A 22,910-nucleotide genomic window follows, 5' to 3' on the forward strand; every position below is an offset into this window, starting at 1 on the left:
GGCGGCCAATGTCCGCCGCGCGCTGGACATCATCCGTCTGGTGGAGGGGGAGAGCGTGCTCGACGAGCTCCAGGTGATTCCGATCCGCTTCGTGGACGCCGCCCAGCTGGCGACGATTCTGAATCAACGCCGCCGACCGGCGGGAGGCCCCGGGGAAGGGGCCGCCCTGGTCATAGCCGAGCCCCGTTCGAACTCGCTCCTGGTCCAGGCGCCGCGACACGAGCTGGAGCTCATCCGGCGCCTCATCGGCCAGGTCGACGCGCCGGTCCCCGGCGGACGCCAGGTCTTCGTCTACGCCGTGGAGCACGCCCGGGCCAAGGACCTGGCCTCCAGCCTGGCCGCCCTCTACGCGGGCCCCGCGACGGGCGCGGCTCCCACCAAGCCTCCGGTGCGCGTCATCGCCGACGAGGGCACCAACGCGATCATCGTGACGACGTCCCCGCCCGACTGGCCCGAGATCGAGGCGACCATCAAGCAGCTCGATCGGCCTCCCCGGCAGGTCGTGGTGGAGGCGCTGGTGGCCGAGGTCACCCTCACGGACGAGACGCGCACGGGCATCGACTGGGCGACCGCGATCGGTAGCGCGCGAGTCATCTCGCTGACCTCCACGGCGACGACGCTGCTGACGACATCGTCCCTGCTGGGGCCGGCCGCCAGCGGGCTCACCGTCCTCGGGGTCGCCGGGGAGAGTTTCCTCGTGCTCCTGAACGCGCTGGTCTCCCAGAACCGTGTCAATGTCGTCTCCACCGCCTCCGTGCTGGTCTCGGAGAACCAGAAGGCCGCGATCAATGTCTCGGACTCGGTCCCCATCGTCACCAGTCAACAGGTACCGATCGGCGGCGCCGTACCGTCGGGCGACTCACTCACCGCGGCGATCGTCGGCACCCAGGCGGTCGAGTACCGGGACGTCGGCGTCATCCTGACGGTCACCCCGCGGGTGGGCGAGGGCGGGACCGTCGCGCTCGACATCAAGCAGGAGGTCAACGACGCGGGCGCGCCCGAGCCGCCCACCAGCTCGCGGCGGATCATCAAGCGCGAGCTGGAGACCTCGGTCGTGCTGCTGGACAATCAGACGCTGGTGCTGGGGGGACTGATTCGCGATCGGCGCGCGACCGAGGAGCGGGGGGTGCCCTTCTTGAAGGACATCCCGATCCTGGGGGCCTTGTTCCGCGCGAAGACGCAGACGATCGAAAAGAGCGAGCTGCTCGTCCTGATCACGCCGCGGGTGATCGGCGGCGCGCCTGCTCCCGGTCCGCCTCCCCCGTCCCCCCGCTAGGTCGATCGGAGGGGGCCTCGACGGCCCCCTCCGAGGCCTCCCCCAAGGAAGGATTGCGAGGAAGGATTGCGCGGGCAAAGCCCGCGCTCGAATGGTGATCTCCGACACGCTCCCGAGCCGCGATCACGCGCGCGGGGCGGCGTCCACCGGCCGGCGGCTCTCGCGGCGATAGGCGGCCATCTCGTGGATCCCCCACGAGAACGCGGGGAAGGTTTCCAGCAGGCGCTGGAAGTTCCGCGTGCTCAGGAACAGCATCTCGGCGTCCGCCGAGACGACCTTGATCGTCGCCTGGCGCCGGCCGCCTTCCAGGAAGCCCATCTCGCCGAAGATGTCCCCCTCCCCCAGCTCGCCCAGGTCCCAGCCACCCACGCTGGCAGCCAGATGACCGGAGAGCAGGACGTAGGAGCCATCGTATTCCTCGCCCTCCACGATGACCGCCTGATCCTTCCCGAACGCCTTCAGCTCGCCGAAGAGGGCCAGCCCCGCGAGCTGCGTGGACGTCATCTGCGAGACGACCCTCAGCGGCTTCAACGCGCTCGCCCCCGCCTGTAGCCGCTGCCGGGTCCGGGCCAGCTCGAGCCGGGGCAGTAGCGTCCGGATCTTGGCGATCCGCTCCTGAATCACGGGGTGACGCTCGACGAGCCACCAGTACTGCGCCTCCGTGAACTGGAGGCACTGGCAGGCGCGCACGGCCACGACGTCGGCCGCCCGGTACCCGCGCTGATGGCTGATCCCCCACTCGCCGAAGGTGTCGGCCTTGCCGAGCCGCGTGATCAGGCGCCGCTCCTCCCTCACCGCCACCTCCCCATCGGCGACGACGAAAAAGTGGAGCGGCTCCTTCCGGCCCACCGCGCCGCGCCGGACGACGAAGTCGTTTCTTCCATAGTGCCGGACTTCGGCGCCGCCCAGGAGCGCCTCCAGCGTGTCGGTGGGGATGTCGTAGAGGTAGCTGACCAGTCGCAGGGTGTCCACCAGGATGCGCTGGCGCGACTGCTCGGTCGGCGGCAGCAGGACGTGGGTGGAGAACAGGCGCGGCTTGGCCGGGACCGCGCCGGCGGGGACGTCGGCGTCGGCGATGTGCACGAGGAACGTCCGCGCCCGGACGGCTTCGGGCAGCGATCCGAGCGTCTCCCGCGCGGTGTGGATCGGCGCCAGCCCCGCCTCGTGATAGAGGAGATCGACGTTCGACTCCCCCTCGGGCGTCCAGAAGAAATACAGGAGGTCGTCGTGCTGGCGGGCGGAGAGTTCGTTCCGCTCCCGCTTGCCGCGGATGGCGGCGGGATCGTACTGCGTGTCCCCCGAGTATCCAAAAGTTCGGCCGCCGAAGCGCATCCGGAACCCGTTGGTCGGGACCGGGTGCAGGTTCCAGCGGGTTTCAAAGGTGGCCAGGTCGCCGCCGATCTCGACGGTGACGGGTGCGCCCGGATTCGCCGCCACGTGCCGCACGAGGCCTTCGCGCTCGCAGTTGTGCCCGGTGACGATCTCAGCCTTCTCGATGAAGGACCGGAACACCACGTCCGAGGCGATGATGCTCGTGCGGCTCCCACTCAACAGCTTTCCCAGGAGGCCGCCGTCGTGGTCGGCATGGATGTGGGTCAGGAACACGTAGGGGACGTCGGCGGTCGCCACGCCCATCTGCTTCAGGTAGATGAGAGCCTCCGGTGACGGGTCGACGAGGATCCCCCGGCCGTTGAGCCAGATGACGAAGCTCGTCACATCGCCCACGGGATCGAACCCGTGGCTGGTGCCCAGCGGGGTCACGCCGAACTGCGGCCTGTTCGTCGCGAACTCCAGCGGGCGGCGGAGCTCCTCGGGAATGCGGACCTCCGTCGGCCCCGGCGCCGTCACGTGCATGCGCTTGTCGGTGGACCGGCCGTCGGGCGACACGATGCGCACGTCGAACATCCCGGCGGGGAGCGATTTCACCCGGACCTCCCCCAGGAGCCGCCCCCGCCCGCTGGCGCCATGCTCCTCGATCGGGATCGCGGTCTCGCCGGGCTCGAGCAGGACGAAGTCGACGTAGTCGTCCAGGCTCGGCCGGCGGCTGACGGCGTCCGGGCTCCGCCGAACCGCGAAGGTTTCGTAGGTCGTCAGGAAGAGCCGGTAGGCCTCCCCGTCAGGCACCCTGTAGGCCTCGCGGAGCTGGTCAAGCGACGCCGGTTCCTGGGCATCCGGATCGAACAGCCCGAAGATGACCAGCGTGAGCAGGCGGTAGAACATCAGCTTCTGGCGGGCCGTCCCCGCGATCCGCGTCCGCTGGCCCTGCCGCAGGAAGAAGTTCAGATAGACCAGGAACTCGATGTCGCCGTAATTAGTCCCGGCCTCGAAGAGGGTCGGGGGAAGGATGAAGACCTCCTCGCCCCGGAGCCCTTCTCTCAGGAGGTTGCGGGTGGTCTGGGAGAGGCTCCCGAGCTGGACCCGGATCCCGCCGTCCGGTCCGAACAGGACCGAGGGGTCGAGCATCTGCACGTGGCGCCGGCCCTCGGCCAACAGCTCGGCGACGGGCGCGCTCGTCGCCAGCTCGCCGCGGAGCGCCTCGATGATCGCCTCGTGACGCTGGCCCTCGGCGGCGAGGACCGCATACCGCCGCGTGTAATGCTTCAGGAGCGTCGAGAAGTGCGCGAAGACCTCGTGGACGAGCGCCACCCGCCCCCGGTCGCGGGTGTTGAGCACGATGCCGATCGGCCGGTCGCCCCCGGAACGCAGCAGCGCCTTCTGCCAGGCGTCTCGTCCCGGCTTGGGCGACACCAGGAGAAGCGGAAGGTCGCCCGACGTGTCGACGGCGACGGGCCGCAGGCCGAGATAGTCGAGGATCACGTCGGTCAGCTTCACCGGACGGCTGAGCTCCTCGAGCACCGCCCGGCGGAGGCTCGGACGCGGCTGGAGCGGCTCCAGCATTTCGAGCAGCAACGTCTCGACCGAGCTACGCACCGGCCCGTCGCTGAGCCACACGCCCTTCAACGCCGGGATCTCGTCGCCTGGCTTCAGGAACCTCGCCTCCCCGCCCGGGTCGCGTGTCGACGTGGGCGTCGTCATTCTAAGCGGCGCGTCCACCCGGGTGGAAGAGATTCGGGGGTGGACGCGCGGTCAGGGGCGGGTCGCCCCGATGGCGGCCACGTAGAAGGCCGGGAACCGGCCCCGGATGCGCACGATGTCCGGCAGGAAGCGCACGTCAACGAACCCCGCCGCCTCCATGGCCGCCCTCCACTGCTCGGGCGTGAGAAACCCTCCGTTCGGACGGTAGGTCGGATGCAAACGCGGGGATCGGAACGCCTCCATCAGGTTGAAGACGAACTCGACGTAGATCGCCTGGTCCGGGTGCGGGCGGACGCACTCGGACACGATCAGCCGGCCACCGGGGGCCAGGGCCTGGAAGATCTGGCCGAGGGTGACGGCGAGGTCGAGGGCCACGTGGAGCGTGTTGACGGCGTAGACGACCGCCAGGCTGCCCGGCGCCACGCCCTGCTCCTGGAAGGGACGGTTCATGTCCAGACGCTCGAACGTCAGAAACGCGGCGCCGGGGAACCGGGCCTGAAGGGCCTGCTGCCCGCGCCGGAGAAACGCCGGAACGATCTCCGTGAAGCGGTACTCGCGGATCTCGCCCAGCCGCCCCGCGCCTTCGAACCGCTCGAGGAGGGCGGTGGCGGCGCTGGCCAGCCCGCCTCCCAGCTCGAGAATGCTGCCGCCTCCGCGGGGCATCCATTGCTCCACCGCGATCGCGCCGACCCGGTTGTTCACGGTGTAGAGGCCGTTGTCGTTCGAGAAGTAATCGACCCAGAGGCGGAAGCGGGCGGGAGAGAACAGGATCGCCTCCCCCGTCGCCTCCCCGCGGAGGAACGCCGCGTAGTCCTGCGCGACCGTCTCGGCCAGGACGTACGAAGGCAGCCACGAGGGCTGGTGGCGGCGCTGCTCCTCGCGGACGATGCCAGGATCGAGCGCGGGCAGGGACGCGCGGGCGCGGAACCGGCGCGCCGCCCCGCCGGCATCCACCTCCTCCACGACCCCTCTGGCCGCGAGCTGCCTGAGCATCCAGTCGACCGGCGCCAGGGCTCGCCCCGTGTCCAATCCCGCGCGGCCCGCGATCTCCCCGGCGCTGCCGGGCTCGCGCGAGGCCGCCTCGAGGCCGGCCGAACGGAACACCTGGAGGGTGAGCCTGTAGACGAACTCGTCGTAGAGGACGCAGGAGTGGATGAACGACGCGTCGAACAGCGGCGCCAGGGCCGGCGGAAGGAGCTGCTTCAGGACCTCGGCGCTGTCGGCCTCCCCGGTGGCGCTCATCGCCCGGACATTATATATAGCGCCGCGCGGCCCCCTCCCGGCCGGCACCTTCCGCGGCACGGAAGGGGCGGGTCTTTGAGTCGGAGGGGGCGGACGTTACGGCCCCCTCTGAACCTCCCCAGTGGGATGGCGCGGGCGAAGGCCGCGCTCGAACGGTGCCTACTCCGACGCGCCGTTAACGCTGGGCCAGCGGGCAGCCCGGCGCCATGGCCGCCTTCTTCCGCGCGATGATCTCCCTGGCATATTTCTCGAGGTAGTGCGTGATCGTCTCGACCCGGATCTTCACCGAGCCGGCGGGCTTGGTGGAGTCGAGGTCCTGGAAGGAGAAGAAGAGCGTGCCCGAGCGCTCGATGATCTGCTGCACCGGCGTGTAGGTCGGCTGGTCCATCCCGCACTCGTAGGAGGACAGCCGGATGACGCAGGCGATCCAGGGGATACGCGCGGCCACCTTGGCGCCCCACAGGATCTCGTTCGTGTTGGACGAGTAGGACGACGGCCACACGTCGCGGATGTCGAACGGCGACTTGATGAAGCCGGCGCGGATGTCCTCCCCGAACGCCCAGTCCATCAGATCCGGATCGGTGGGGAAGTACTGCATCCAGAGGATCGGATAGCCGTAGGCCTGCAGATCGACCTCGATCTCGTGGCCGATGCCGGGGTCCATGTGGTACGGCCGGGCCAGCACCAGCAGGCACGCCCGGTCCTCGCGCGCGCACCACTCCAGCACCTCGCGCGACTTCCGGCGAAGCCGGTCGTTGAAGCCCTGCAGCGCTTGGTAACCCTCGCCGACGGCCTGGGCCATCTCCGCCCGCGTCAGCCCCGGCAGCACATCTTGAAATCCCTCGAAGAGCTGCTTGGGGACGAGCGGCGGCTCGTCGAGAGAGACGAAAGGTGTGACGTACTTGATGCCGGCCTCCGCGAAGACGTCGGCCTCCTTCAGGAAGCCGGCCTTGATGTTCTCGGGGGCGGCCATGACGCGCGGGCAGGTCAGCGTGCGGGCCACGTGCCCGCTCATGAACGACGGGAGCGTGTAGATCATCGGCGAGAACAGGATGTCGAGCTTCTGCTTCTGGCCGAAGACGAGCTCGCCGTAATGCCCGGAGATGCACTTCACCGGGTAGCAGCAGTCGACGGTGCCGCGGCCCTTGCCGAACTGCCGGCCCTGTTCCTCCGACGTGTCGGAGGAGAAGATCACGTTCCGGGGATCGATCCCCAGCGCGCCGAACAGGCCCATCCAGAACTGGTGGGTGGACCAGAGGTTGAGGACGCGCGGGATGCCGATCCGGAGGCTAGCGCGGGACGGCGGCGCGGCGGCAGGCGCCTTCGAGAGCCATCGCGGGAGCGTTAGCGTCGGCACGGCTATCTCCCCTCGCGCCCGGCCTTCAGGGCAGTGTCGAGCGCCGGCTTGGCCGGCGCATCCACTGGGGAGGTTCGGAGGACGGCGGCGCCGACTCGGCGGAACGCGTCCTTCCGAACCATCTCGGCAACGTTAGGGTACTCACGCTTGACCTCCTCGAGCTTCGCCTTGACCACCCGCATCTCGTTGACGTCCTCGACGAGCCCCTTGGGACACGAGTTGCCGCTGATGACGCGCTCCCAGCCCCCGGCCAGCGGCACCTTGCTCCACGAGCGCCCCTGGGCGCCGGGGAGCTGAACGTCGATGAACGTCCGGGTGCAGTTGATCGGGCACCACTTGCAGACCGTCTCGGCGCTGGTCGTGCTCGTGTAGGTCAGGGCCTGGATGGTGTCGAATCCCCGGAAGCGCGAGGCCCCGCCGCCCTTCCGCCACTCGGCGACGCACAGCGCGGCGCCGATGGCGCCGGCCTCGCCCGAGTACGGATGGAGGACGACCTCGGCGTCGGGCACCTTACCGCGGATGAAGTCCACCTGGGCCTTGACCACCGCCATGTTGCGGTGGGTGCCGCCCTGCAGGACGAACTTCCGTCCGACCGATCTCAGATTCTGGAGCTGGCCGGCGTAGATCCAGACGTTGACGGGCAGCACCGCCGCCAGCGCGGCCATGATCTCCTCGGCCGACCAGCCCTTGCGCTGCTGGTTCACGATGTCCGACTGGAGAAAGACGCCGCAGCCCATGGTGAGGCTCGGCATGGCCTTGGCCGCGAACGCGCGGTCGGCGTAGGCCTCGAGCGGGATGTCGTAGCGCTCGGCCACGCCCTGCAGGAACGCGCCGTTGCCCGACGAGCACTGGGAGTTGAGCCGGAAGTCGGCCACCGTGCCCTGGCGGAGAATCATGATCTTGACGTCGGTGCCGCCCACGTCGCAGATCACGTCGGCGTCGGGGTAGAAGTGCAGCGCGGCGGTGGCGTGGGCCACCGTCTCCACGACTCCGACGTCCGCCCCCAGCACGTCCTTGAGGAGGTCCTTGCCGTAGCCGGTGAGCGCGAGCCCGCCCACGTCGGTGAAGCCGGCCTCGCGCACCTGGCGGAACAGCGACTGGGCGTCCTCGATCGGGTTGCCCTTGGACAGCGCGTAGCAGGAGAAGAGCAGCCCGCGGTCCTCGGACAGCACGACCGCCTTGGCGGTGGTACTGCCGAAGTCGCAGCCGAGCAGCACGGATCCGACATGGGCCTGCCGCGGCTTCGCGCCACCGTTCGCGCCGGCCGGCCGCACGTACTCCCGGACGAACGCGGCGAGATCGCCCTCGCCGGCGATCAGGCCCTTGGCGCCGTCCCTGGCCTTCTGCTCGTGCTGGCCCTGCTCCACCCACCACGTGAGCTTGTCGCGCCCCTGGTAGATGCCGACGTCGGGCTTCTCGCCCTTGCCGATCTCCACGCAGCCCAGGCACGCGTAGTAGAGCGCCTCGGCGGGGACGTTGATCAGCGAGACGGGCTCGCGGCCCTCCGGCAGCGCGATCTTGCGCTGCGCCCACAGCTTGGCCAGGTGATGCCGCCACGCCTCCTGCAGGCCCTTGAAGAAGAGGTTGGGGCCCCCCAGCAGCAGCACCTCGGGCATGGGCGTGTTGCCCTTGGTCAGCGTGGCCAGGTTCTGGTAGACGACCGCCTCGAACAGGCTGGCGATGATCTCCTCGACCGGCACCCCGGTCTTCACGAGCGTGTTGGCGTCAGTCTCGGCGAAGATGCCGCACTTGCTGCTGATCTTGTGCAGGCTCATGCCGGCGTACGGCATCCCGGCCAGCCGCTCGCCCGGCACCTGCAGCTTGCGGGCGGTCTTCTCGATGAAGGTGCCGGTGCCACCGCTGCAGGCCGACTGCATGTAGACCTGCTTGGACTTCCCGGTCCCGGTGGCGGTGAAGAAGATCGTCTTCATGTCCTCGCCGCCGATCTCCGAGACGAACCGGACGTCGGGGTGCAGCTGCTCCACGCAGGCGGCGACCGCCACCACCTCCTGGATGAGCTTGCCGCCCACCAGCGGCGCGATGAAGCCGGCGCCGGAGCCGGTGAAGAAGACGTGGTCGCGACCGGGCGTGAGGCCGGCCTCCGTCTCCATGCGCCCCAGGAACTCGACGACCTTCTCGGCCTGCCGGGTGTTGTGGCGCTGGTAGTCCTGCCAGCCGACCTTGCCGTCCTCCACCACCGCCGCCTTCACCGTGGTGGAGCCGACGTCGACGCCGACGAGCTTGCCTCGAACGGGGGTCTCGCCCCCCTTCCGGGATCCCTCTCCGGTCATCCGCGTCGCCCCAGCCTGCGCGCCACGTGGAGGACGAGGTTGGCGGCCGTGCCGGCCGCGTCGCCGTGGGGCACGCGGTAGGTGGCCCGCTTCATCTCCGGGTGCGCGTCCAGGTAGGCGCGGACCTCGTCGACGGTGAGGCCGGTGCGCGCCAGCACGTCGTCGAACTCGCGCTGCGCCCGCTTCTTGGCCTCGGTCAGGATCATCTGGCAGCGCGACAGCGCGTGGACCTCGGCGTCGCCCTTGATCTCGAGCGGCGCGTAGAGCAGATCGGGGTACCGGCCGACCACGCCGGCCATGGCGCCGATCGACATGGTGTTCGGCATGCAGGAGTACGGCGACAGCTCGCAGATCATGTGGGCCTTCTTCCGGTGATAGGCCCACAGCGCCTTGCCGACCAGCATGTCACCCTCGCCGCCGTCCAGCCGGCTGTGGAAGTAGGGGGCGGCCAGCCGCCGCAGCTCGAACTGGCTGGGGATCTCGTGGGACAGGCTGCCCATCGCGCGGCGCAGGCGGTTGAAGGTCCACCGGTAGATGCCCTGGGCCACCCGGCCGAGCCCCAGCTTCAGGCGCGCGCCCTTCTCGATGCCGCTGTAGTCCTCGAAGCGCTGGAGGCCGAGCCGCAGCAGGTAGTCCATCCAGACCGTGATGGCGGCCGGGTAGACCTCGGCGCCCTCCGCCTCCAGCCAACGGTGGATGTTGTAGTTGGGCTCGCCCTCCACCGTCTGGAGATAGAACTCGCCGGTGATCTTGACCTTGGGCTTCACCCGCAGGCGGTCGACCTCGATCTGGGAGAACTTCCGGTACACCTCGCGTAGCGCCCGCGTGAAGTAGGGTGTGGTGAGGTGCCAGAAGACCGACCTGTACGGCGTGCGGGCCGGCCGGTTGCGGAAGACCTCGTAGAGATACTCGACGCTGTCCTTGACGACGGCGTCGGTCTGGCCCGGCAGCACCTCGTAGGGCCGCACCTGGTATTCGAGGTCCTGCACGAGGTCCGTGCAGAAGATCCCCCACAGGCAGCCGAGCGTCATCGGCAGGTTCAGGTCGAGGCCGTCGCCCATCGCGGCCTTCTGGTCCAGCTGGTCCTGGGCCATCAGGAACATGCGGAACGCGTCGAGGCCGCTGTTGCGCAGGGCCAGCTCGTAGCTCTGGTGGTACTGGCCGAAGCGGCAGGCCCCGCACGAGCCCGCCGTCAGATAGATGTAGCGCTTGGCCACCTCCGCGGCGCCGATCTGCTTGGCCTCGCCGCGCAGGAAGTTGACCAGGTTGCCGGTGGTGAAGCTGGTCGGGCAGCACTGGCCGATGTCGGCGACCTCGCGGCCGGTGAGCAGGTCTTCCTTGGTGGCGATGGGCAGCACGCGCGCCCGATAGCCGCTGTTCTCCAGCACCGCCTGAAGCACGCGCTCGATCCGCCAGTGCAGGCCGCCGAAGAGGATCGTCACCGAGTCGCGCTCGGCCCGGGTGAAGGGTTTCGGGGTGTAGGCGCGGTAGTGCTCAGTGGTTGCGGTGGCCATGCCGTCCTCCATTGACGCCGATGCCGTTAGCGCAGACCCGATCCATCCACGCCTCCAGGAGCTGCACCGTGGCGAATCCCGGCAACCGTCGGATCGTGTCGTCCACCTTGCGGGCCGCCGCACGACCCTCGTCGCCGGCGAACAGGTAGCGGGCCATGAACTCCAGCTCGGCGCGCGGCTGCACGCCGCTGCCGACCGGGGCCCAGAAACGGTCCACGAGCAGGCGCGCCACCCGGGCGGCGCCGGAGCGCTGCAGCCGGATCTCGGCCTGCCGGTAGTAGAAGAAGAAATGTCGCGACTCGTCGATCATGATGCGTTCGAGCAGGTCGGAGAGCACCGGGTGGGGGGCGACCGCCACCAGGCGCCGGTAACCCGTGAGCGTGGTCAGCTCGTTGATGGCGCCCCACGTCATGTGGACCGCGCAGAAGTCCGGCCAGGCCTTCGACAGCGTCGACGTCGCCCACGCCTCCAGGCGCTTGACGAGCGGCTCCTGGCCGTGCGGGGTCGGCCGGGACGGCACCGGATGGCCGGCCGCCTCCAGGAAGCGCGCCAGCGCCAGGCCGTGAAAGGTCTCCTCGTAGAGCCAGCAGGCGAGGAACGTCGCGACCTCGGGGTCGTCGATCGCGCGGGTGGACAGCAGCGCGCGGAGGTAGACGATCGTGTGGCTCTCGATGTCCTGCATGTAGCCCAGCGTGCGGATCGCCTCGGGCGGGACGGGATGTCGCGGAACGTCGGCCCAGGGGATGACCGACAGGTCGAGCGCGCCGGCGCGCGCCACGTACGCCTCGAGGTCGAAGGTGGGCATTGCTCGGGCCGAGGGTACAATCCTCGGCGCGGTCAAATCCAGTCGAAAAAACGAACATCGGTCATGGCGTCACCCATTGCTACGTCCGGGCCCCGGCGTTCGGATGGCCTGCACGGCTTGGCGCGCTGCGGCACTCCCCCCGCCCGGGGAGTCGGCGGGTGCTGCCGCCGTGCCGGCGGGGGCCGTTCGTTGACGCGCCAGACCTCCAGGCGTTCCTCACGAATGAGCTGATCGACGACTGCAACAGCTACGACAAGGAGCGGACCCGCCGGATGGCCCGCGAGTGGAAGTAGCGCCGACCGGCGAGGACCTTCGAAGGTTTGGATGTGCCGCGGGGCCGCGGATTCCGGGGGGCCGGGTGATGGCCCGGCCGGGCCGAAAAAACTTGGGGGGAGGAGGCCGTTCCGCCATCATGGACACGACGCAACGGCGGGCAGAGGGGACGCTCGGCGGGCCGGTCTCCACCCAAGAGGAGGATGTGTCTGACTCGACGGCGATCACGCGGCCCGAGCACCTGCGCGGCGCTCATCCTCGGCGGCCTCGCGCTCGGCGTCCCCGGACGGGCGCATGGTGAGCTCTATCTGGCCGTGTTCGGCGGCGTGGCGTTCAGCGAGAGCAAGACCACCGAGACCCAGCTGAACCTCAGTGGCACCTCGCTCCTGGACGGGAAGTTCCGTGACGTCGACTTCCAGAACTCCCCGCTGGTCGGTGGCAAGATCGGTTACTTCCTGCCCCGCCCGCTGCTCGGCGGGCACCTCGGCTCGGAGTTCGAGTTCTACTACACGCAGCCGCGGGCGCCACGGCAAACGGTCACGTTCACCGGCACCGGCCTGGGCGCGCCACCGTCCGGCCGGATCAGCGTCCAGAGCGCCGACTTCGAGATCTACACGCTCGCCCTCAACGTCCTCTACCGGATGCCCTTCCTCACCGACGCCGGCTTCCCACTTGGCCGCGTCCAGCTGTACGGCGGCGCTGGCGCCGGCGCCTTCATCGCCACCATACACACCCGCACCTCGCCCCTCGACACCAACCGGCGCATTCAGGACACCGACGTCGAGCCGGGCGTGCAGGCGGTGGGCGGGCTGAAGCTCTTCCTGCTGCGCAACCTCTCCCTCTTCGCGGAGTACCGGTTCGCCCAGACCGCCGAGTTCACGTTCGACTTCAAGCAGCACGGGACCGTCGGAGGGGCCCCCGCCACGGAGACGGCCCGCGACCGCTCGGACTCGACCCAGCACCAGGCGGCGTTCGGAATCGCGGTTCACTGGTAGCGCCGCCCGCCCGGCGTTCCGACTTCCCTCCTGCGCGTCCCGGCCAACGGATTGCGGGCGCCATCGGATTGTGCTATCCGTCATGCCGGTCGGGCAACCGCGGGCGTTGTGGCCGCTCGGGCGCCCTGAAGGATCGCGACCATGGACGAAGAGACGCTGTGTTTCTCGAGCCTGGCCGAGGTTGCCGAGCGCATCCGGAAGCGTGACCTCTCGCCCGTCGACGTGGTGGAGGCCCACCTCCAGCGCACCGAGACGCTCAACCCGAGGCTGTTCGCGTTCCTGGAGGTGACGGCCGACGCGGCCAGGACGCAGGCCAAGGCCGCGGAGGCCGAGATCGCCGCTGGGCGCTATCGCGGCCCCCTGCATGGGATCCCCTACGGCGCCAAGGACATCTTCAACACGGCGGGCATTCGCACGACCCATGGGTCGACCTTCTTCCGGGACCACGTCCCGGTCGAGGACGCGGAGTGCGTGGCGCGCCTCAAGCGGGCCGGCGCGGTGCTGCTGGGCAAGTGCCACACCCACGAGTTCGCCGCGGCCGCCACCACCATCAACCCGCACTACGGGACCACGCGAAATCCCTGGAACCTGGAGCGGATCGTGGGCGGGTCCAGCGGCGGCTCCGCGGCGGCGGTGGCGGCGGGGCTGTGCCCGGCCGCCCTGGGGTCTGACACCGGCGGCTCCATCCGGGTCCCGGCCGCATTTTGCGGCGTGGTGGGGCTGAAGCCCACCCATGGCCGGGTCAGCCTCAGCGGAGTGTGTCCGAACGTCCTGAACTTCGACCATGTGGGGCCGCTGACCCGCACGGCGCGGGACGCGGCGCTGGTGCTGCAGACCATCGCCGGCTACGACCCGCGAGATGCGATGTCTCGCGACGTGCCCATCCCGGACTTCTCGGCGAGGCTGGGAACCGGCATCGGCGGAGCGCGCATCGCGCTCTGCCCGGACTTCACCGGTCACGCCGAGGTGGATGGAGAGGTGGCCGAGGCGTTGGAGCGCGCTGTGGCTACCCTCCGAGACCTCGGGGCCCGGCTGGAGACCGTGCCCTTCCCCCACTACGAGCGTCTCGAACGGACCATGACCGCGATCCTGGGCGCCGAGTTCGCAGAGTTCCACCGCCCCTTCTATGCCAGGAACCCCGACGGGTACGGGACAGACGTGCGCGCGCGCCTGGAGCGCGCGCTTGGAACCCGGCTCGACGACTACGTGCGGGCCCTGCGGGAGCGGGAGCTGCTGCGGCGCGAGGTCGAGGCACTCTTTCAGCGCGTGGATGCCATCGCCCTTCCCTCCACTCCCAGCGCCGCGGCCCCCATCGCCACGCTGATGGCCCGGGTGAACGGCAAGGACGTGGAGTGCCTGTGGCTCCATCGTCCCTTCCTGACGCCCCACAACCTCACGGGCTGCCCGGCCGTCTCGGTGCCCATGGGATTCTCCAGAGACGGCTTGCCGCTCTCGCTCCAGATCGTGGGGCGCCCGTGGGGCGAGGCGGAAATTCTGGGAATTGCCGACGCGTACGAGGCAGCCACGCCGCAGGTGCGCGCGCGGCGGCCCCCCTGCGCCTGAGCGCGATCCCCTCTCGCCTTTCTCCAACGAACGCCATGGACCGCCCCGTTCATCGGTTTCGGTGAAAAGGAGGAGTAGCCATGTGGCGAATCCGTCTCGTCCTCGCGTTGCTCATCGCCGGCCTGGCGTCCGGGCCCGGACCGGCCGGCGCCCAGGCGACGAAGCTCACCTGGTGGGAGCATGCCAACCCTCCCCACAACGAGTACTCCAAGGAGCTCGTCGCCAGGTATCACCGCGCCCAATCCAAGGTGGCGGTGAGCTACGAAGTGTTCCCGATGACCCCCTATTTCAAGAAGGTGACGGTGGCGATGTCCACCAAGACCGGGCCGGACATCTTCACGGTCATGGATCCGCTCATGCCCACCTTCATCGAGAAGAAGATGATGGTCCCGCTCGACCCCCGCTCGCTGGGTCACGCCTCGATCGACGACATGAAGTCGAAGTATCTGCCGGGGGCGCTGGACGGCTACATGGCCGAAGGCAAGCTCTACGCGCTGCCCATCGTCTCGGGCACGATGAGCCTCTACCTGAACAAGCGCCACTTCGAGGAGGCGGGCCTGGACCCGGACAAGGACTATCCGCAGACCTGGGACCAACTGGCCCGCATCGGCAAGAAGCTGGTGAAGTTCGAGGGCGACAAGATGGTCCGGGAAGCGTTCGACTTCGCCATGCACTCGTCCTCCTGGACGATGTCGCAGTTCGAGCCGATCCTGCGCCAATTCGGCGGGAGCACGCTCGATCCCACCGGCCGCAAGTGCACGGTGAACAGCGAGGCGGGCGTCAAGGCGATGCGCCTGCGCGCCTCCTTCGCGCTCGAGCACAAGATCTCCGACCCCACGGTGAGCGTGGCCACCCACCCGCTGCCGGCCGAGGACCTGGCCCAGGGCCGCGTCTCCATGTTCGTCACGCACCCCGGGAGCGTGGCGCAGTTCGGGCCCGAGAAGATGAAGGACCTCAAGGTCGTGTCACTCCCCCAGGTCGATCCCCAGAAGCCCGTCACGCATTTCTACGGCTTCGCCCTGGCGGTGAACCCGGACATCCCGGCCGATCGGCAGAAGGCGGCCCACGGCCTGATGCGGTTCCTCATCCAGAATCCGAAGGAGTGGCTCGAGCACACGGCCTATCCTCTTCCGGTCAAGAACTTCCTGGAGATCCCGGGCGTCCGGTCCCACCCCTACATCGACGTCTTCATCCAGGACATGTCGACCGGCCGCTTCGTCACCCGCTCGCCGAAGTTCACGGAGATCGCCGACGCCATGCATCGGGCGATGGAGCGCGTGGTCTTGAACCGGGTGGATCCCAAGCGGTCCCTGGACCAGGCCTGCCAGGAAATCGATCTGGCGTTGAGCAAGCCCTGAGACGACCGCGGGAATGTCCCAGTAGAGGATGAGGTGAGCAACGGGCTGCCGTCCGTGCCGGTCTCACTGCCACAGGCGCGGACGGCAGCCCGCCCGTTCGGTCTGACCTACGCGAACCGGCTCCGTTTGGCCGGTTTCCTCTTCGTCCTACCCGCCCTCTTCCACTTCGCCCTGTTCAAGTTCTATCCGATGGCTCAGGCTCTCCTCCTGAGCTTCTTCCGCTACGATCTCATGAGCTCGCCCGAGTTCACGGGGTTGGGTAATTACCGGGCGCTCTACGAGAATCCCCTCTTTCATCAGGCCCTCGGCGTGTCCGTGAAATACACGCTGGGGGTGGCCATCCCCGAGTGGTTCCTCGCCCTCGGCCTGGCCCTGCTCCTCAACCGCGCCATGCCCGGGCGCGGGCTGATCCGGCTCGCCTACTTCCTGCCCATCGCGATGTCGCAAATCGTCGTGGCTCTCGTCTGGAAGTTCCTCTATCACCCCCACGGCCTGGTCAACGGCCTCCTGGCCGCGGTGGGGATCGGGCGCATCAACTGGCTGAGCGAGGAGATGACGGCCCTGCCGGCGCTGATCGCCATCGGCGTCTGGCGCGGCGCGCCGCTCTTCGCGGTGGTCTATCTGGCGGGCCTGCAGGCCATCCCGCGCGACTACTACGAGGCGGCGGCGATGGATGGAGCCGGCCTCTGGCAGCGCTTCCGGTGGATCACCCTGCCCCTGCTCCGGCCGACCATGCTGTTCGTCATGGTGATGTCGCTGCTCATGGCCATGAAGGTCTTCACCAATCCCCTGGTCATGACCGAGGGGGGGCCCAACGGCACCACCCGCGTCCTTCCCTACTTCATCTACGAGACCGGGTTCGCCTTCTTCCGGATGGGAGAGGCGGCCGCCGCTTCCAGCATCCTGTTCGGTCTGGCCCTGCTCTTCACCCTCGTCCAGTTCCGGCTGCTCAGGCGGGGGCTGGCCTGATGAACGCGAGGACCCGCGGGCGCGTTCTGGGATGGGTCGTGACCCTGCTCACGGTGGCGGGGGCAGCGTTCGTCCTGCTGCCGTATTTCTGGATGATCTCCTCCTCCTTCAAGACGCAGGACGCAATCTTCCGCCTGCCGCTCGAATGGATGCCCCGCGCGCCGCGGTGGCAGAACTATCCGGCGGCCCTGGGTCGGTTCCCCTTCGGGACCTATTTCTTCAACAGCACCGTGATGGCCCTGGCGGTCATGGCGGGCAACCTCTTCTTCGGCAGCCTGGCGGCGTACGGCCTGGCCAAGTTCCGTTTCCCCCTGCGGGAGCTCTGCTTCCGCGCCATGCTGAGCACGCTGATGCTCCCGCTGGAGATCTTGTTGGTGCCGACCTTTCTGGTCGTGCGCCAGCTCGGCCTGCTCGATTCCTACGGCGGCCTCATCATCCCCCTGGCGGTGGACGCCTTCGGCATCTTCCTCATGCGTCAGTACATCACGGACCTCCCCGACTCCCTGATCGAGGCCGCCCGCCTGGATGGATGCACGGAGTTCGGGATCTACTGGCGGATCGTGCTTCCCAACTGCCGGCCGGCCCTAGCGGCCCTGGCCGTGCTCTCGTTCCGAGAGAACTGGGATCAGTTCCTCTGGCCCCTGGTGATCATCTCGAAGGAGGCCCTCAAGACCTTCCCCCTGGGCCTGGCCCAGTTCGAGGGATTCCACAGCGCCTCCTATCACGAGATGATGGCGGCGGCGGCGGTGGGCATGATTCCGATGATCCTGCTGTTCCTCCTCTTCCAGCGCGCCTTCGTGCGTGGCCTCACCCTCACCGGGCTGAAAGAGTGAAGCGTCCCGGCCACGAGCCTTGACTGGGCCCCGCGTTTCTCCCATAGTCGGAGCCGCGCGGGACCAAAAGCTGAACGCTCGAGCACGGCTCGGCCGGGGAGGTTGGCGATGGCACAGGCCAGCGGATTGCGATACGAGGTCGTCGAGGGCTGGGAGCAGCTTCCAACCGATTACGAGCACCGCGATGTCGCGGGAGTGGCGGTCGACGGAGAAGATCGGGTCTTCCTGATCTGCCGCGGCAATCATCCGATCATCATCTACGACCGCAAAGGCAACTTCCTGGGCTCGTGGGGGCAGGGCCAGTTCACCTACCGGACCCACGGCATCACCGTCGGCCCGGACGACATGCTCTACTGCACGGACGACGGCAACCACACCGTGCGGAAGTTCACGCCGGACGGCAAGCTGCTGATGACCCTGGGAACCCTGAACACTCCGTCCGCCACCGGCTACGACGGCAAGAACACCCTGACCGTCTCGCGGCCGGCCGGTCCGTTCAACCGGCCGACGAACCTGGCGGTGGGGCCGACGGGAGACCTCTACGTCTCCGACGGCTACGGCAACTGCCGGGTCCACCGGTTCTCACCGACCGGCGAGCTGAAGCAGTCGTGGGGCGTGCCGGGCACCGGCCCCGGCCAGTTCTACCTGCCGCACGGCATCGCGGTCGCGGCGGACGGGCGCGTCTTCGTCTGTGACCGCGAGAACGACCGCATCCAGATCTTCAGCCCCGACGGCGAGTACCTCAGCGAGTGGACCGACACCCAGCGGCCGACCCACCTCGTGTTCGACGCCGAGGCCCGGGCCTACGTCTCCGAGCTGTGGTGGCACCCGGGTCAGACCTCGCAGCGCCACGGGCCCATCGAGGAGGCGAGGTACGGCCGGGTCAGCGTCTATGACACCGAGGGACGGGTCCTCACCCGATGGGGCAGCCCCGATGCGTGCGCGCCCGGCAGCTTCGCGGCGCCGCATGGCCTGGCCGTGGACTCGCGGGGTGACATCTACGTGAGCGAAGTGACGTGGACGTTCGCCGTGAGCCGGGGGCTGGCCCCCGCGGGTTGTCACACGTTCCAGAAGTTCGCGCTGAAGTCCTGAGAAGGCCCGGAGATCAGCATGGCCCCATTTGACCGGGTCGCTATCGTCACGGGCGCGGGAAGCGGAATCGGCAAGGCCGTGGCACTGGGCCTGCTGCAGGACGGCTACTCGGTCGTTCTGGCGGGACGCCGTAAGGAGCTCCTGGAAGCGGCGGCCGGGGAAGGCCGGGTCTCAGGGGCGCGGACGCTGGTGGTTCCGACCGACGTCGGCGATCCCGCGTCCGTCAGAGCCCTGTTCGCCCGGACCAAGGAGACGTTCGGCCGGCTCGACCTGCTCTTCAACAACGCGGGGACCGGGGCGCCGGCCCTGCCCCTGGAAGAGTTGACGTACGAGCAATGGAAGACGGTCGTCGATGTCAACCTGACCGGCGCATTCCTGTGCACGCAGGAAGCCTTCAACATCATGAAGAGCCAGGTGCCGCGCGGGGGGCGCATCATCAATAACGGGTCGATCTCCGCCCACGCCCCCAGGCCGAACTCGGCCCCCTATACCGCGACCAAGCACGCGATCACCGGACTCACCAAGTCGACCTCCCTCGACGGCCGGAAGTACGACATCGCCTGCAGCCAGATCGACATCGGCAACGCGGAGACCGAGCTGACGGCCCGGATGAAGACGGGCGTGCCGCAGGCGAACGGCTCCCTGGCGGCCGAGCCGACGATGGACGTCCAGCACGTGGCGCGCGCGGTGGTGTACATGGCCAGCCTCCCGCTGGACGCCAACGTGCAGTTCCTGACGGTCATGGCCACCAAGATGCCGTTCATCGGTCGCGGGTGATCGTCCCCGGGCACTGAGGAGGCAGAGTCATGGCGATGGCATTGCCGCAGTCCGTGAAGAAGATCCTCCAGGACAAGACCTACGGCCACGTCGTCACGCGCAACGCCGACGGAACGCCGCAGGTGACGATGGTCTGGATGGACGTCGAAGGCGACGAGGTGCTCTTCAACACCGCCGACGGGCGGCTCAAGCCGAAGAACCTGCGCCGCGACCCCCGCGTCATCGTCTCTGTGCAGGACCGGAACGATCCGCAGTCCCACATGGTCCTCCGCGGCAAGGCGAGCGTGACCGAAGCCGGGGCCGACCAGCACATCGACAAGCTCGCCAAGCGCTTCCTGGGCGCCGACAAGTATCCGTTCCGCCGGCCCGGGGAGAAGCGATTGATCGTGCGGATCAAGGTCGATCGCATCGGCGGCTACGGTCCCAAGATGCAACCCTGGACATAGCGCCATCGCGCGCGGAGGACATCCCATGGCCGACCGTCACGCCATCGCTGTCGGGACCGCGTCCGACGCCGGATCGGCAGCCAAACCCGCCGCCCAGACCAACGGAGGACCGCTCACCCGCCGCTGGAGCGAGCAGCGCTGGGTGCTCGACAGAGCCCGGTGCTCGAGATCTACTTCAGCATGTCCGCCTGGATCGACACGGGCAAGGCCGTGGTGGACTGGTTGGCGCGTCGGGCCGAGATCGATCCGGACCGCATCGGCCTCAGCGGCAACAGCTTCGGCTCGTTCTTCGGGACCATCGCCGCCGCCCACGAGCCGCGTCTGCGCGCCGTCGCGGTGTCCGCGGTGTGCCACGAGCCCGGCTTCCACACCATCTTCGAAGAAGCGTCGCCGACCTTCAAGATGCGGTTCATGTACATGTCCGGCATCACCGACGAAGCCGAGTTCGACCACTTCCGCACGAGCATGACCTGGGAGGGGCACGCCGACGAAATCCGCGTCCCGTATCTGTGCGTGGCAGGCGAATTCGACGAGCTCTCGCCGCTCGAGCACACCGAACGGCTGATGAAGGCCTTGCAGGGACCGAAGCGCCTGGTGGTGTACCAGGACTCGCGTCACTCGGTCGGGAACGTACCGGCGGCCAACGTCGGGCCCTTTCCGCCGATCCTGATGGCCGACTGGATGGCGGCGACCCTGAACGGCACGACCTTCTCCAGCGAGAAATGGTATGTCGAGGCGAGCGGCCGAATCGTCAAAACCGCGCTCTAGAGGCCGTCCCGGGTACAGCTAGTGCCGTTCCAACTTGTTGATACTAAATCTGTCCACGAACGACGTACACGGTGCCTTCCTAGGCGCGAATAGTTGGAACGGCACTAGTTCGCCGATCCCCGCCTTCCGCCTCCTAGTGCATTTGACGGATTGACTCGGGCGGCCGGATGACCAGACTTGAGTGGCTGCCATGGAACCGGCGTCTGCCCTAGATCGTTTTTTCGTTCGACGCCTGACCGGTCGCCGAGCGAGGCCAGGAGGCAGGAAGATGTTCCGCAGAAGCGCCAAGATCTGGTTCATCACCATCGTTCTCACCGTGGTCCCCCTGGGCGGGGCCCTCCTCCTGCTATACGGAGCTGGACGCCTGGCCGTCCGCAAGCGGCGCGCGGCCACCGTGGACCCGTATGACGAGTGGTTGGCGCTGCGGGACCTCGTACGCTCGCGGCGACTCGAGCCTGAACCCGAATGGCCGCGCGATCCCCGAGCCCATTCGCGCACGACGGCGCGCGAGGAGGTCGAACACCGATGATCACGCGCGCGCAAAGGCCTTCTCCACGTGTGCATCTGCCGCTCGGTCTTCTCGCCCTCTGTCTCGATTGCGACGAGTGCTTCGAAATCGCCGCCGAGACCTGCCCGGCCTGTGGCAGCGCGACCTGGACGTCGCTCTCGCGTTTTCTGGCGCAGGCCTCGTCTCCGCGTCCCCCCCGAGGCCGCGAGGACGGCCCCGCGCCGGCAGAACGGCCCGACCAACACCGGGAAACGACCCGGCAGCTCGTCATCGTCGCCCGCAATCGCGGACATCTGTACGAGCATCTCCAGCGGGCGTTCGCCGGGAACCACACCGTGCGAGTTCTCCTGAACCGGCGCGTGGTGGAACGGCGAGAGCGCTGTGGACCCTATGAGGCCGAACGGCGGGAGGGCAATCGCCGTTCGCCGCTCAAGACCGACGGCCTACTGCGCGAGATCGGCTGCGCGATCCTACCCCAGGACGTCGCCGGGAATCATGGAGGCGCGCCCGGCTAAGGGCCGGATCGACCGTCAGGCGCCGACCAGCGGCGTCCGCGCCGCCTCCAGCGGCGTCAAGGCCCCGAGCTCTTCGAGCGGGCGGTCACCCAGGCCGTCACAGATCAGAAGCACGATCTTTTCTATCATCGTCCGCGCCCGGACATCGGCGGTACTATACCCGGCGGCAGGTGCTACGTTAACCCGAGCGAAGCGCGACGGTCTCCCTGAGATCGGGCTTCGCGATCACTCGAGCCTCGGAGGGACTTGGGATGAGACAGCCGGCCGGCCGCGAGACCAACCTCAGGCAACGGCTCGCGCAGGCCTGCCGCATTCTGGCGTGGGCCGGCCAGGGCGACGACATCTGGGGGCACGCCACCGTGCGCGTCCCCGGGACCGACACCTTCTGGATGAAGCCTCACAAGATGGGGCTCGAGGAAGTGCGAGCTCAGGATCTGCTCCTGGTGAACCTCGACGGCAAGGTCGTCAAGGGAACGCGGCCCCGCCACAGCGAGGTCTTCATCCACGCGGAGATCATGCGGGCGCGGCCCGACGTCGGCGCCGTCGTCCACACGCATCCGGTGGCCCCCACGGTCTTTGCCTCGCTCGGCGTGCCGCTCCGCGCGATCACCCACGAAGGCTCCTACTTCACGCCGCCCGATGTCCCGCGCTTCGATGAAACCTCCGATCTCATCGTCACGCCGGAACGGGGCAAGTCGGTGGCCCGCGCGCTGGGGGGTCGTCCGGCCCTGCTCCTGGTCGCTCACGGCATCGTCACGGTGGGGGCCACGATCGAGGAGGCGACGGTCAACGCGCTCTGCATCGACAAGGCGGCGCGCGCTCAGCTCATGGTGCCCGGGGGCGTCCCTCGCCACTGGAGCTCCGACGAGGATGCGCTGGCCAAACGGGCGCGCGTGCACAATCCACAGAACTTCGGTGACCGCTGGACCTACCTGCTCCGAAAGCTGGCCGAAGCTCGTTAAGTTAGTCGGAGGGGGCCTCGACGGCTCCCTCCGATTCCTCCCCCAGAACAGGATTGCGCCGGCAAAGCCGGCGCTCGAGCCACCGGCGACCAGGAGCCGACGCTCCAAGCGCTAGTGTCCCATCCTCGAAGTCATGTTAACCCCGATCCGAAATTCTTTTGGCGAGGAATGTGCGGAAACGCGGCGTCGGCAGCGGCCGTGGCCAGCGTGGGTACGTGCGCACCCACGTCCTCCTATAGAGACGCTGGCTGCGGTCGAACCATCTCCTGAACACCGCCCATGTTCGCGGCCATGTGCCGCTTTCACCTGCGAGCTTATTTCGGATCGGGG

Annotated in this window: 20 protein-coding genes; 14 read left to right on the forward strand and 6 right to left on the reverse strand. The window is 68.5% G+C overall.

Annotated elements, in window-relative coordinates; all coding sequences use genetic code 11:
* A partial coding sequence (locus VGV13_04920) for a secretin N-terminal domain-containing protein (GenBank protein ID HEV8640420.1) occupies positions 1 to 1,276 on the forward strand: 1,276 nt, incomplete at its 5' end.
* Between the two features lie 123 nt (positions 1,277 to 1,399).
* On the opposite strand, the gene VGV13_04925 is transcribed toward VGV13_04920, so the two are convergent.
* The 6 genes from VGV13_04925 to VGV13_04950 all read right to left on the reverse strand — a co-directional run bounded on the left by VGV13_04925 (position 1,400) and on the right by VGV13_04950 (position 11,521).
* Complete coding sequence (locus VGV13_04925; protein HEV8640421.1) at positions 1,400 to 4,312, reverse strand: cyclic nucleotide-binding domain-containing protein; 2,913 nt, start codon at positions 4,310 to 4,312, stop codon at positions 1,400 to 1,402.
* Between the two features lie 51 nt (positions 4,313 to 4,363).
* Positions 4,364 to 5,554, reverse strand: a complete 1,191-nt coding sequence (locus VGV13_04930; GenBank protein HEV8640422.1) for a class I SAM-dependent methyltransferase — start codon at positions 5,552 to 5,554, stop codon at positions 4,364 to 4,366.
* Positions 5,555 to 5,729: 175 nt separating this feature from the next.
* Entirely contained in the window at positions 5,730 to 6,911 is a 1,182-nt protein-coding gene (locus tag VGV13_04935; GenBank protein ID HEV8640423.1) for an acyl-CoA dehydratase activase-related protein, read from the reverse strand.
* A gap of 2 nt (positions 6,912 to 6,913) precedes the next feature.
* Positions 6,914 to 9,202, reverse strand: a complete 2,289-nt coding sequence (locus tag VGV13_04940; GenBank protein HEV8640424.1) for a BadF/BadG/BcrA/BcrD ATPase family protein — start codon at positions 9,200 to 9,202, stop codon at positions 6,914 to 6,916.
* Positions 9,199 to 10,716 carry a hypothetical protein gene (locus tag VGV13_04945; GenBank protein ID HEV8640425.1) on the reverse strand — a complete coding sequence of 506 codons (1,518 nt, stop codon included), beginning with the start codon at positions 10,714 to 10,716 and terminating at the stop codon, positions 9,199 to 9,201. The genes VGV13_04940 and VGV13_04945 overlap by 4 nt, the downstream gene beginning before the upstream one ends.
* On the reverse strand, positions 10,697 to 11,521 hold the full coding sequence (locus tag VGV13_04950) for a ferritin-like domain-containing protein (GenBank protein ID HEV8640426.1): 825 nt from the start codon (positions 11,519 to 11,521) through the stop codon (positions 10,697 to 10,699). Before VGV13_04950 ends, VGV13_04945 begins: the two co-directional genes overlap by 20 nt.
* Before the next feature lie 158 nt (positions 11,522 to 11,679).
* On the opposite strand from VGV13_04950, the gene VGV13_04955 reads away from it, so the two are divergent.
* From VGV13_04955 to VGV13_05015, 13 genes are all read left to right on the forward strand, one after another.
* On the forward strand, positions 11,680 to 11,814 hold the full coding sequence (locus tag VGV13_04955) for a hypothetical protein (GenBank protein ID HEV8640427.1): 135 nt from the start codon (positions 11,680 to 11,682) through the stop codon (positions 11,812 to 11,814).
* 183 nt (positions 11,815 to 11,997) lie between these two features.
* The gene (locus tag VGV13_04960) at positions 11,998 to 12,789 is read left to right on the forward strand and encodes an outer membrane beta-barrel protein (protein HEV8640428.1); all 792 of its coding nucleotides are present in this window, start codon (positions 11,998 to 12,000) and stop codon (positions 12,787 to 12,789) included.
* A gap of 141 nt (positions 12,790 to 12,930) precedes the next feature.
* Positions 12,931 to 14,352, forward strand: a complete 1,422-nt coding sequence (locus tag VGV13_04965; protein HEV8640429.1) for an amidase — start codon at positions 12,931 to 12,933, stop codon at positions 14,350 to 14,352.
* A gap of 80 nt (positions 14,353 to 14,432) precedes the next feature.
* A complete protein-coding gene (locus VGV13_04970; protein ID HEV8640430.1) occupies positions 14,433 to 15,710 on the forward strand; it encodes an extracellular solute-binding protein in 1,278 nt (425 codons plus the stop codon).
* 33 nt (positions 15,711 to 15,743) lie between these two features.
* Positions 15,744 to 16,679, forward strand: a complete 936-nt coding sequence (locus VGV13_04975; protein HEV8640431.1) for a sugar ABC transporter permease — start codon at positions 15,744 to 15,746, stop codon at positions 16,677 to 16,679.
* A complete protein-coding gene (locus VGV13_04980) occupies positions 16,679 to 17,512 on the forward strand; it encodes a carbohydrate ABC transporter permease (protein ID HEV8640432.1) in 834 nt (277 codons plus the stop codon). Before VGV13_04975 ends, VGV13_04980 begins: the two co-directional genes overlap by 1 nt.
* A 108-nt stretch (positions 17,513 to 17,620) precedes the next feature.
* Positions 17,621 to 18,604, forward strand: coding sequence for a peptidyl-alpha-hydroxyglycine alpha-amidating lyase family protein (locus tag VGV13_04985; GenBank protein ID HEV8640433.1), 984 nt, complete (start codon positions 17,621 to 17,623; stop codon positions 18,602 to 18,604).
* A gap of 18 nt (positions 18,605 to 18,622) precedes the next feature.
* On the forward strand, positions 18,623 to 19,381 hold the full coding sequence (locus tag VGV13_04990) for an SDR family oxidoreductase (protein ID HEV8640434.1): 759 nt from the start codon (positions 18,623 to 18,625) through the stop codon (positions 19,379 to 19,381).
* Between the two features lie 29 nt (positions 19,382 to 19,410).
* Entirely contained in the window at positions 19,411 to 19,827 is a 417-nt protein-coding gene (locus tag VGV13_04995) for a PPOX class F420-dependent oxidoreductase (GenBank protein HEV8640435.1), read from the forward strand.
* A 159-nt stretch (positions 19,828 to 19,986) separates the two neighbouring features.
* Complete coding sequence (locus VGV13_05000; GenBank protein HEV8640436.1) at positions 19,987 to 20,595, forward strand: prolyl oligopeptidase family serine peptidase; 609 nt, start codon at positions 19,987 to 19,989, stop codon at positions 20,593 to 20,595.
* Between the two features lie 268 nt (positions 20,596 to 20,863).
* The gene (locus VGV13_05005; protein ID HEV8640437.1) at positions 20,864 to 21,124 is read left to right on the forward strand and encodes a hypothetical protein; all 261 of its coding nucleotides are present in this window, start codon (positions 20,864 to 20,866) and stop codon (positions 21,122 to 21,124) included.
* Positions 21,121 to 21,618: a hypothetical protein gene (locus VGV13_05010; protein HEV8640438.1), complete on the forward strand. Its 498-nt coding sequence runs from the start codon at positions 21,121 to 21,123 to the stop codon at positions 21,616 to 21,618. Before VGV13_05005 ends, VGV13_05010 begins: the two co-directional genes overlap by 4 nt.
* 251 nt (positions 21,619 to 21,869) lie before the next feature.
* Positions 21,870 to 22,580: a class II aldolase/adducin family protein gene (locus VGV13_05015; GenBank protein ID HEV8640439.1), complete on the forward strand. Its 711-nt coding sequence runs from the start codon at positions 21,870 to 21,872 to the stop codon at positions 22,578 to 22,580.
* Positions 22,581 to 22,910 lie beyond the last annotated feature (330 nt).

It is taken from the genome of Candidatus Methylomirabilota bacterium (assembly GCA_036001065.1).
Lineage (GTDB): Bacteria > Methylomirabilota > Methylomirabilia > Rokubacteriales > CSP1-6 > MNEF01.

Bases quoted from the DNA above. Each gene is read 5' to 3' on its own strand.
- VGV13_04925 (HEV8640421.1), bottom strand. From the start codon at position 4,312: ATGACGACGCCCACGTCGACACGCGACCCGGGCGGGGAGGCGAGGTTC.
- VGV13_04930 (HEV8640422.1), bottom strand. From the start codon at position 5,554: ATGAGCGCCACCGGGGAGGCCGACAGCGCCGAGGTCCTGAAGCAGCTC.
- VGV13_04940 (HEV8640424.1), bottom strand. From the start codon at position 9,202: ATGACCGGAGAGGGATCCCGGAAGGGGGGCGAGACCCCCGTTCGAGGC.
- VGV13_04945 (HEV8640425.1), bottom strand. From the start codon at position 10,716: ATGGCCACCGCAACCACTGAGCACTACCGCGCCTACACCCCGAAACCC.
- VGV13_04950 (HEV8640426.1), bottom strand. From the start codon at position 11,521: ATGCCCACCTTCGACCTCGAGGCGTACGTGGCGCGCGCCGGCGCGCTC.
- VGV13_04960 (HEV8640428.1), top strand. From the start codon at position 11,998: ATGTGTCTGACTCGACGGCGATCACGCGGCCCGAGCACCTGCGCGGCG.
- VGV13_04965 (HEV8640429.1), top strand. From the start codon at position 12,931: ATGGACGAAGAGACGCTGTGTTTCTCGAGCCTGGCCGAGGTTGCCGAG.
- VGV13_04970 (HEV8640430.1), top strand. From the start codon at position 14,433: ATGTGGCGAATCCGTCTCGTCCTCGCGTTGCTCATCGCCGGCCTGGCG.
- VGV13_04980 (HEV8640432.1), top strand. From the start codon at position 16,679: ATGAACGCGAGGACCCGCGGGCGCGTTCTGGGATGGGTCGTGACCCTG.
- VGV13_04985 (HEV8640433.1), top strand. From the start codon at position 17,621: ATGGCACAGGCCAGCGGATTGCGATACGAGGTCGTCGAGGGCTGGGAG.
- VGV13_04990 (HEV8640434.1), top strand. From the start codon at position 18,623: ATGGCCCCATTTGACCGGGTCGCTATCGTCACGGGCGCGGGAAGCGGA.
- VGV13_04995 (HEV8640435.1), top strand. From the start codon at position 19,411: ATGGCGATGGCATTGCCGCAGTCCGTGAAGAAGATCCTCCAGGACAAG.
- VGV13_05005 (HEV8640437.1), top strand. From the start codon at position 20,864: ATGTTCCGCAGAAGCGCCAAGATCTGGTTCATCACCATCGTTCTCACC.
- VGV13_05010 (HEV8640438.1), top strand. From the start codon at position 21,121: ATGATCACGCGCGCGCAAAGGCCTTCTCCACGTGTGCATCTGCCGCTC.
- VGV13_05015 (HEV8640439.1), top strand. From the start codon at position 21,870: ATGAGACAGCCGGCCGGCCGCGAGACCAACCTCAGGCAACGGCTCGCG.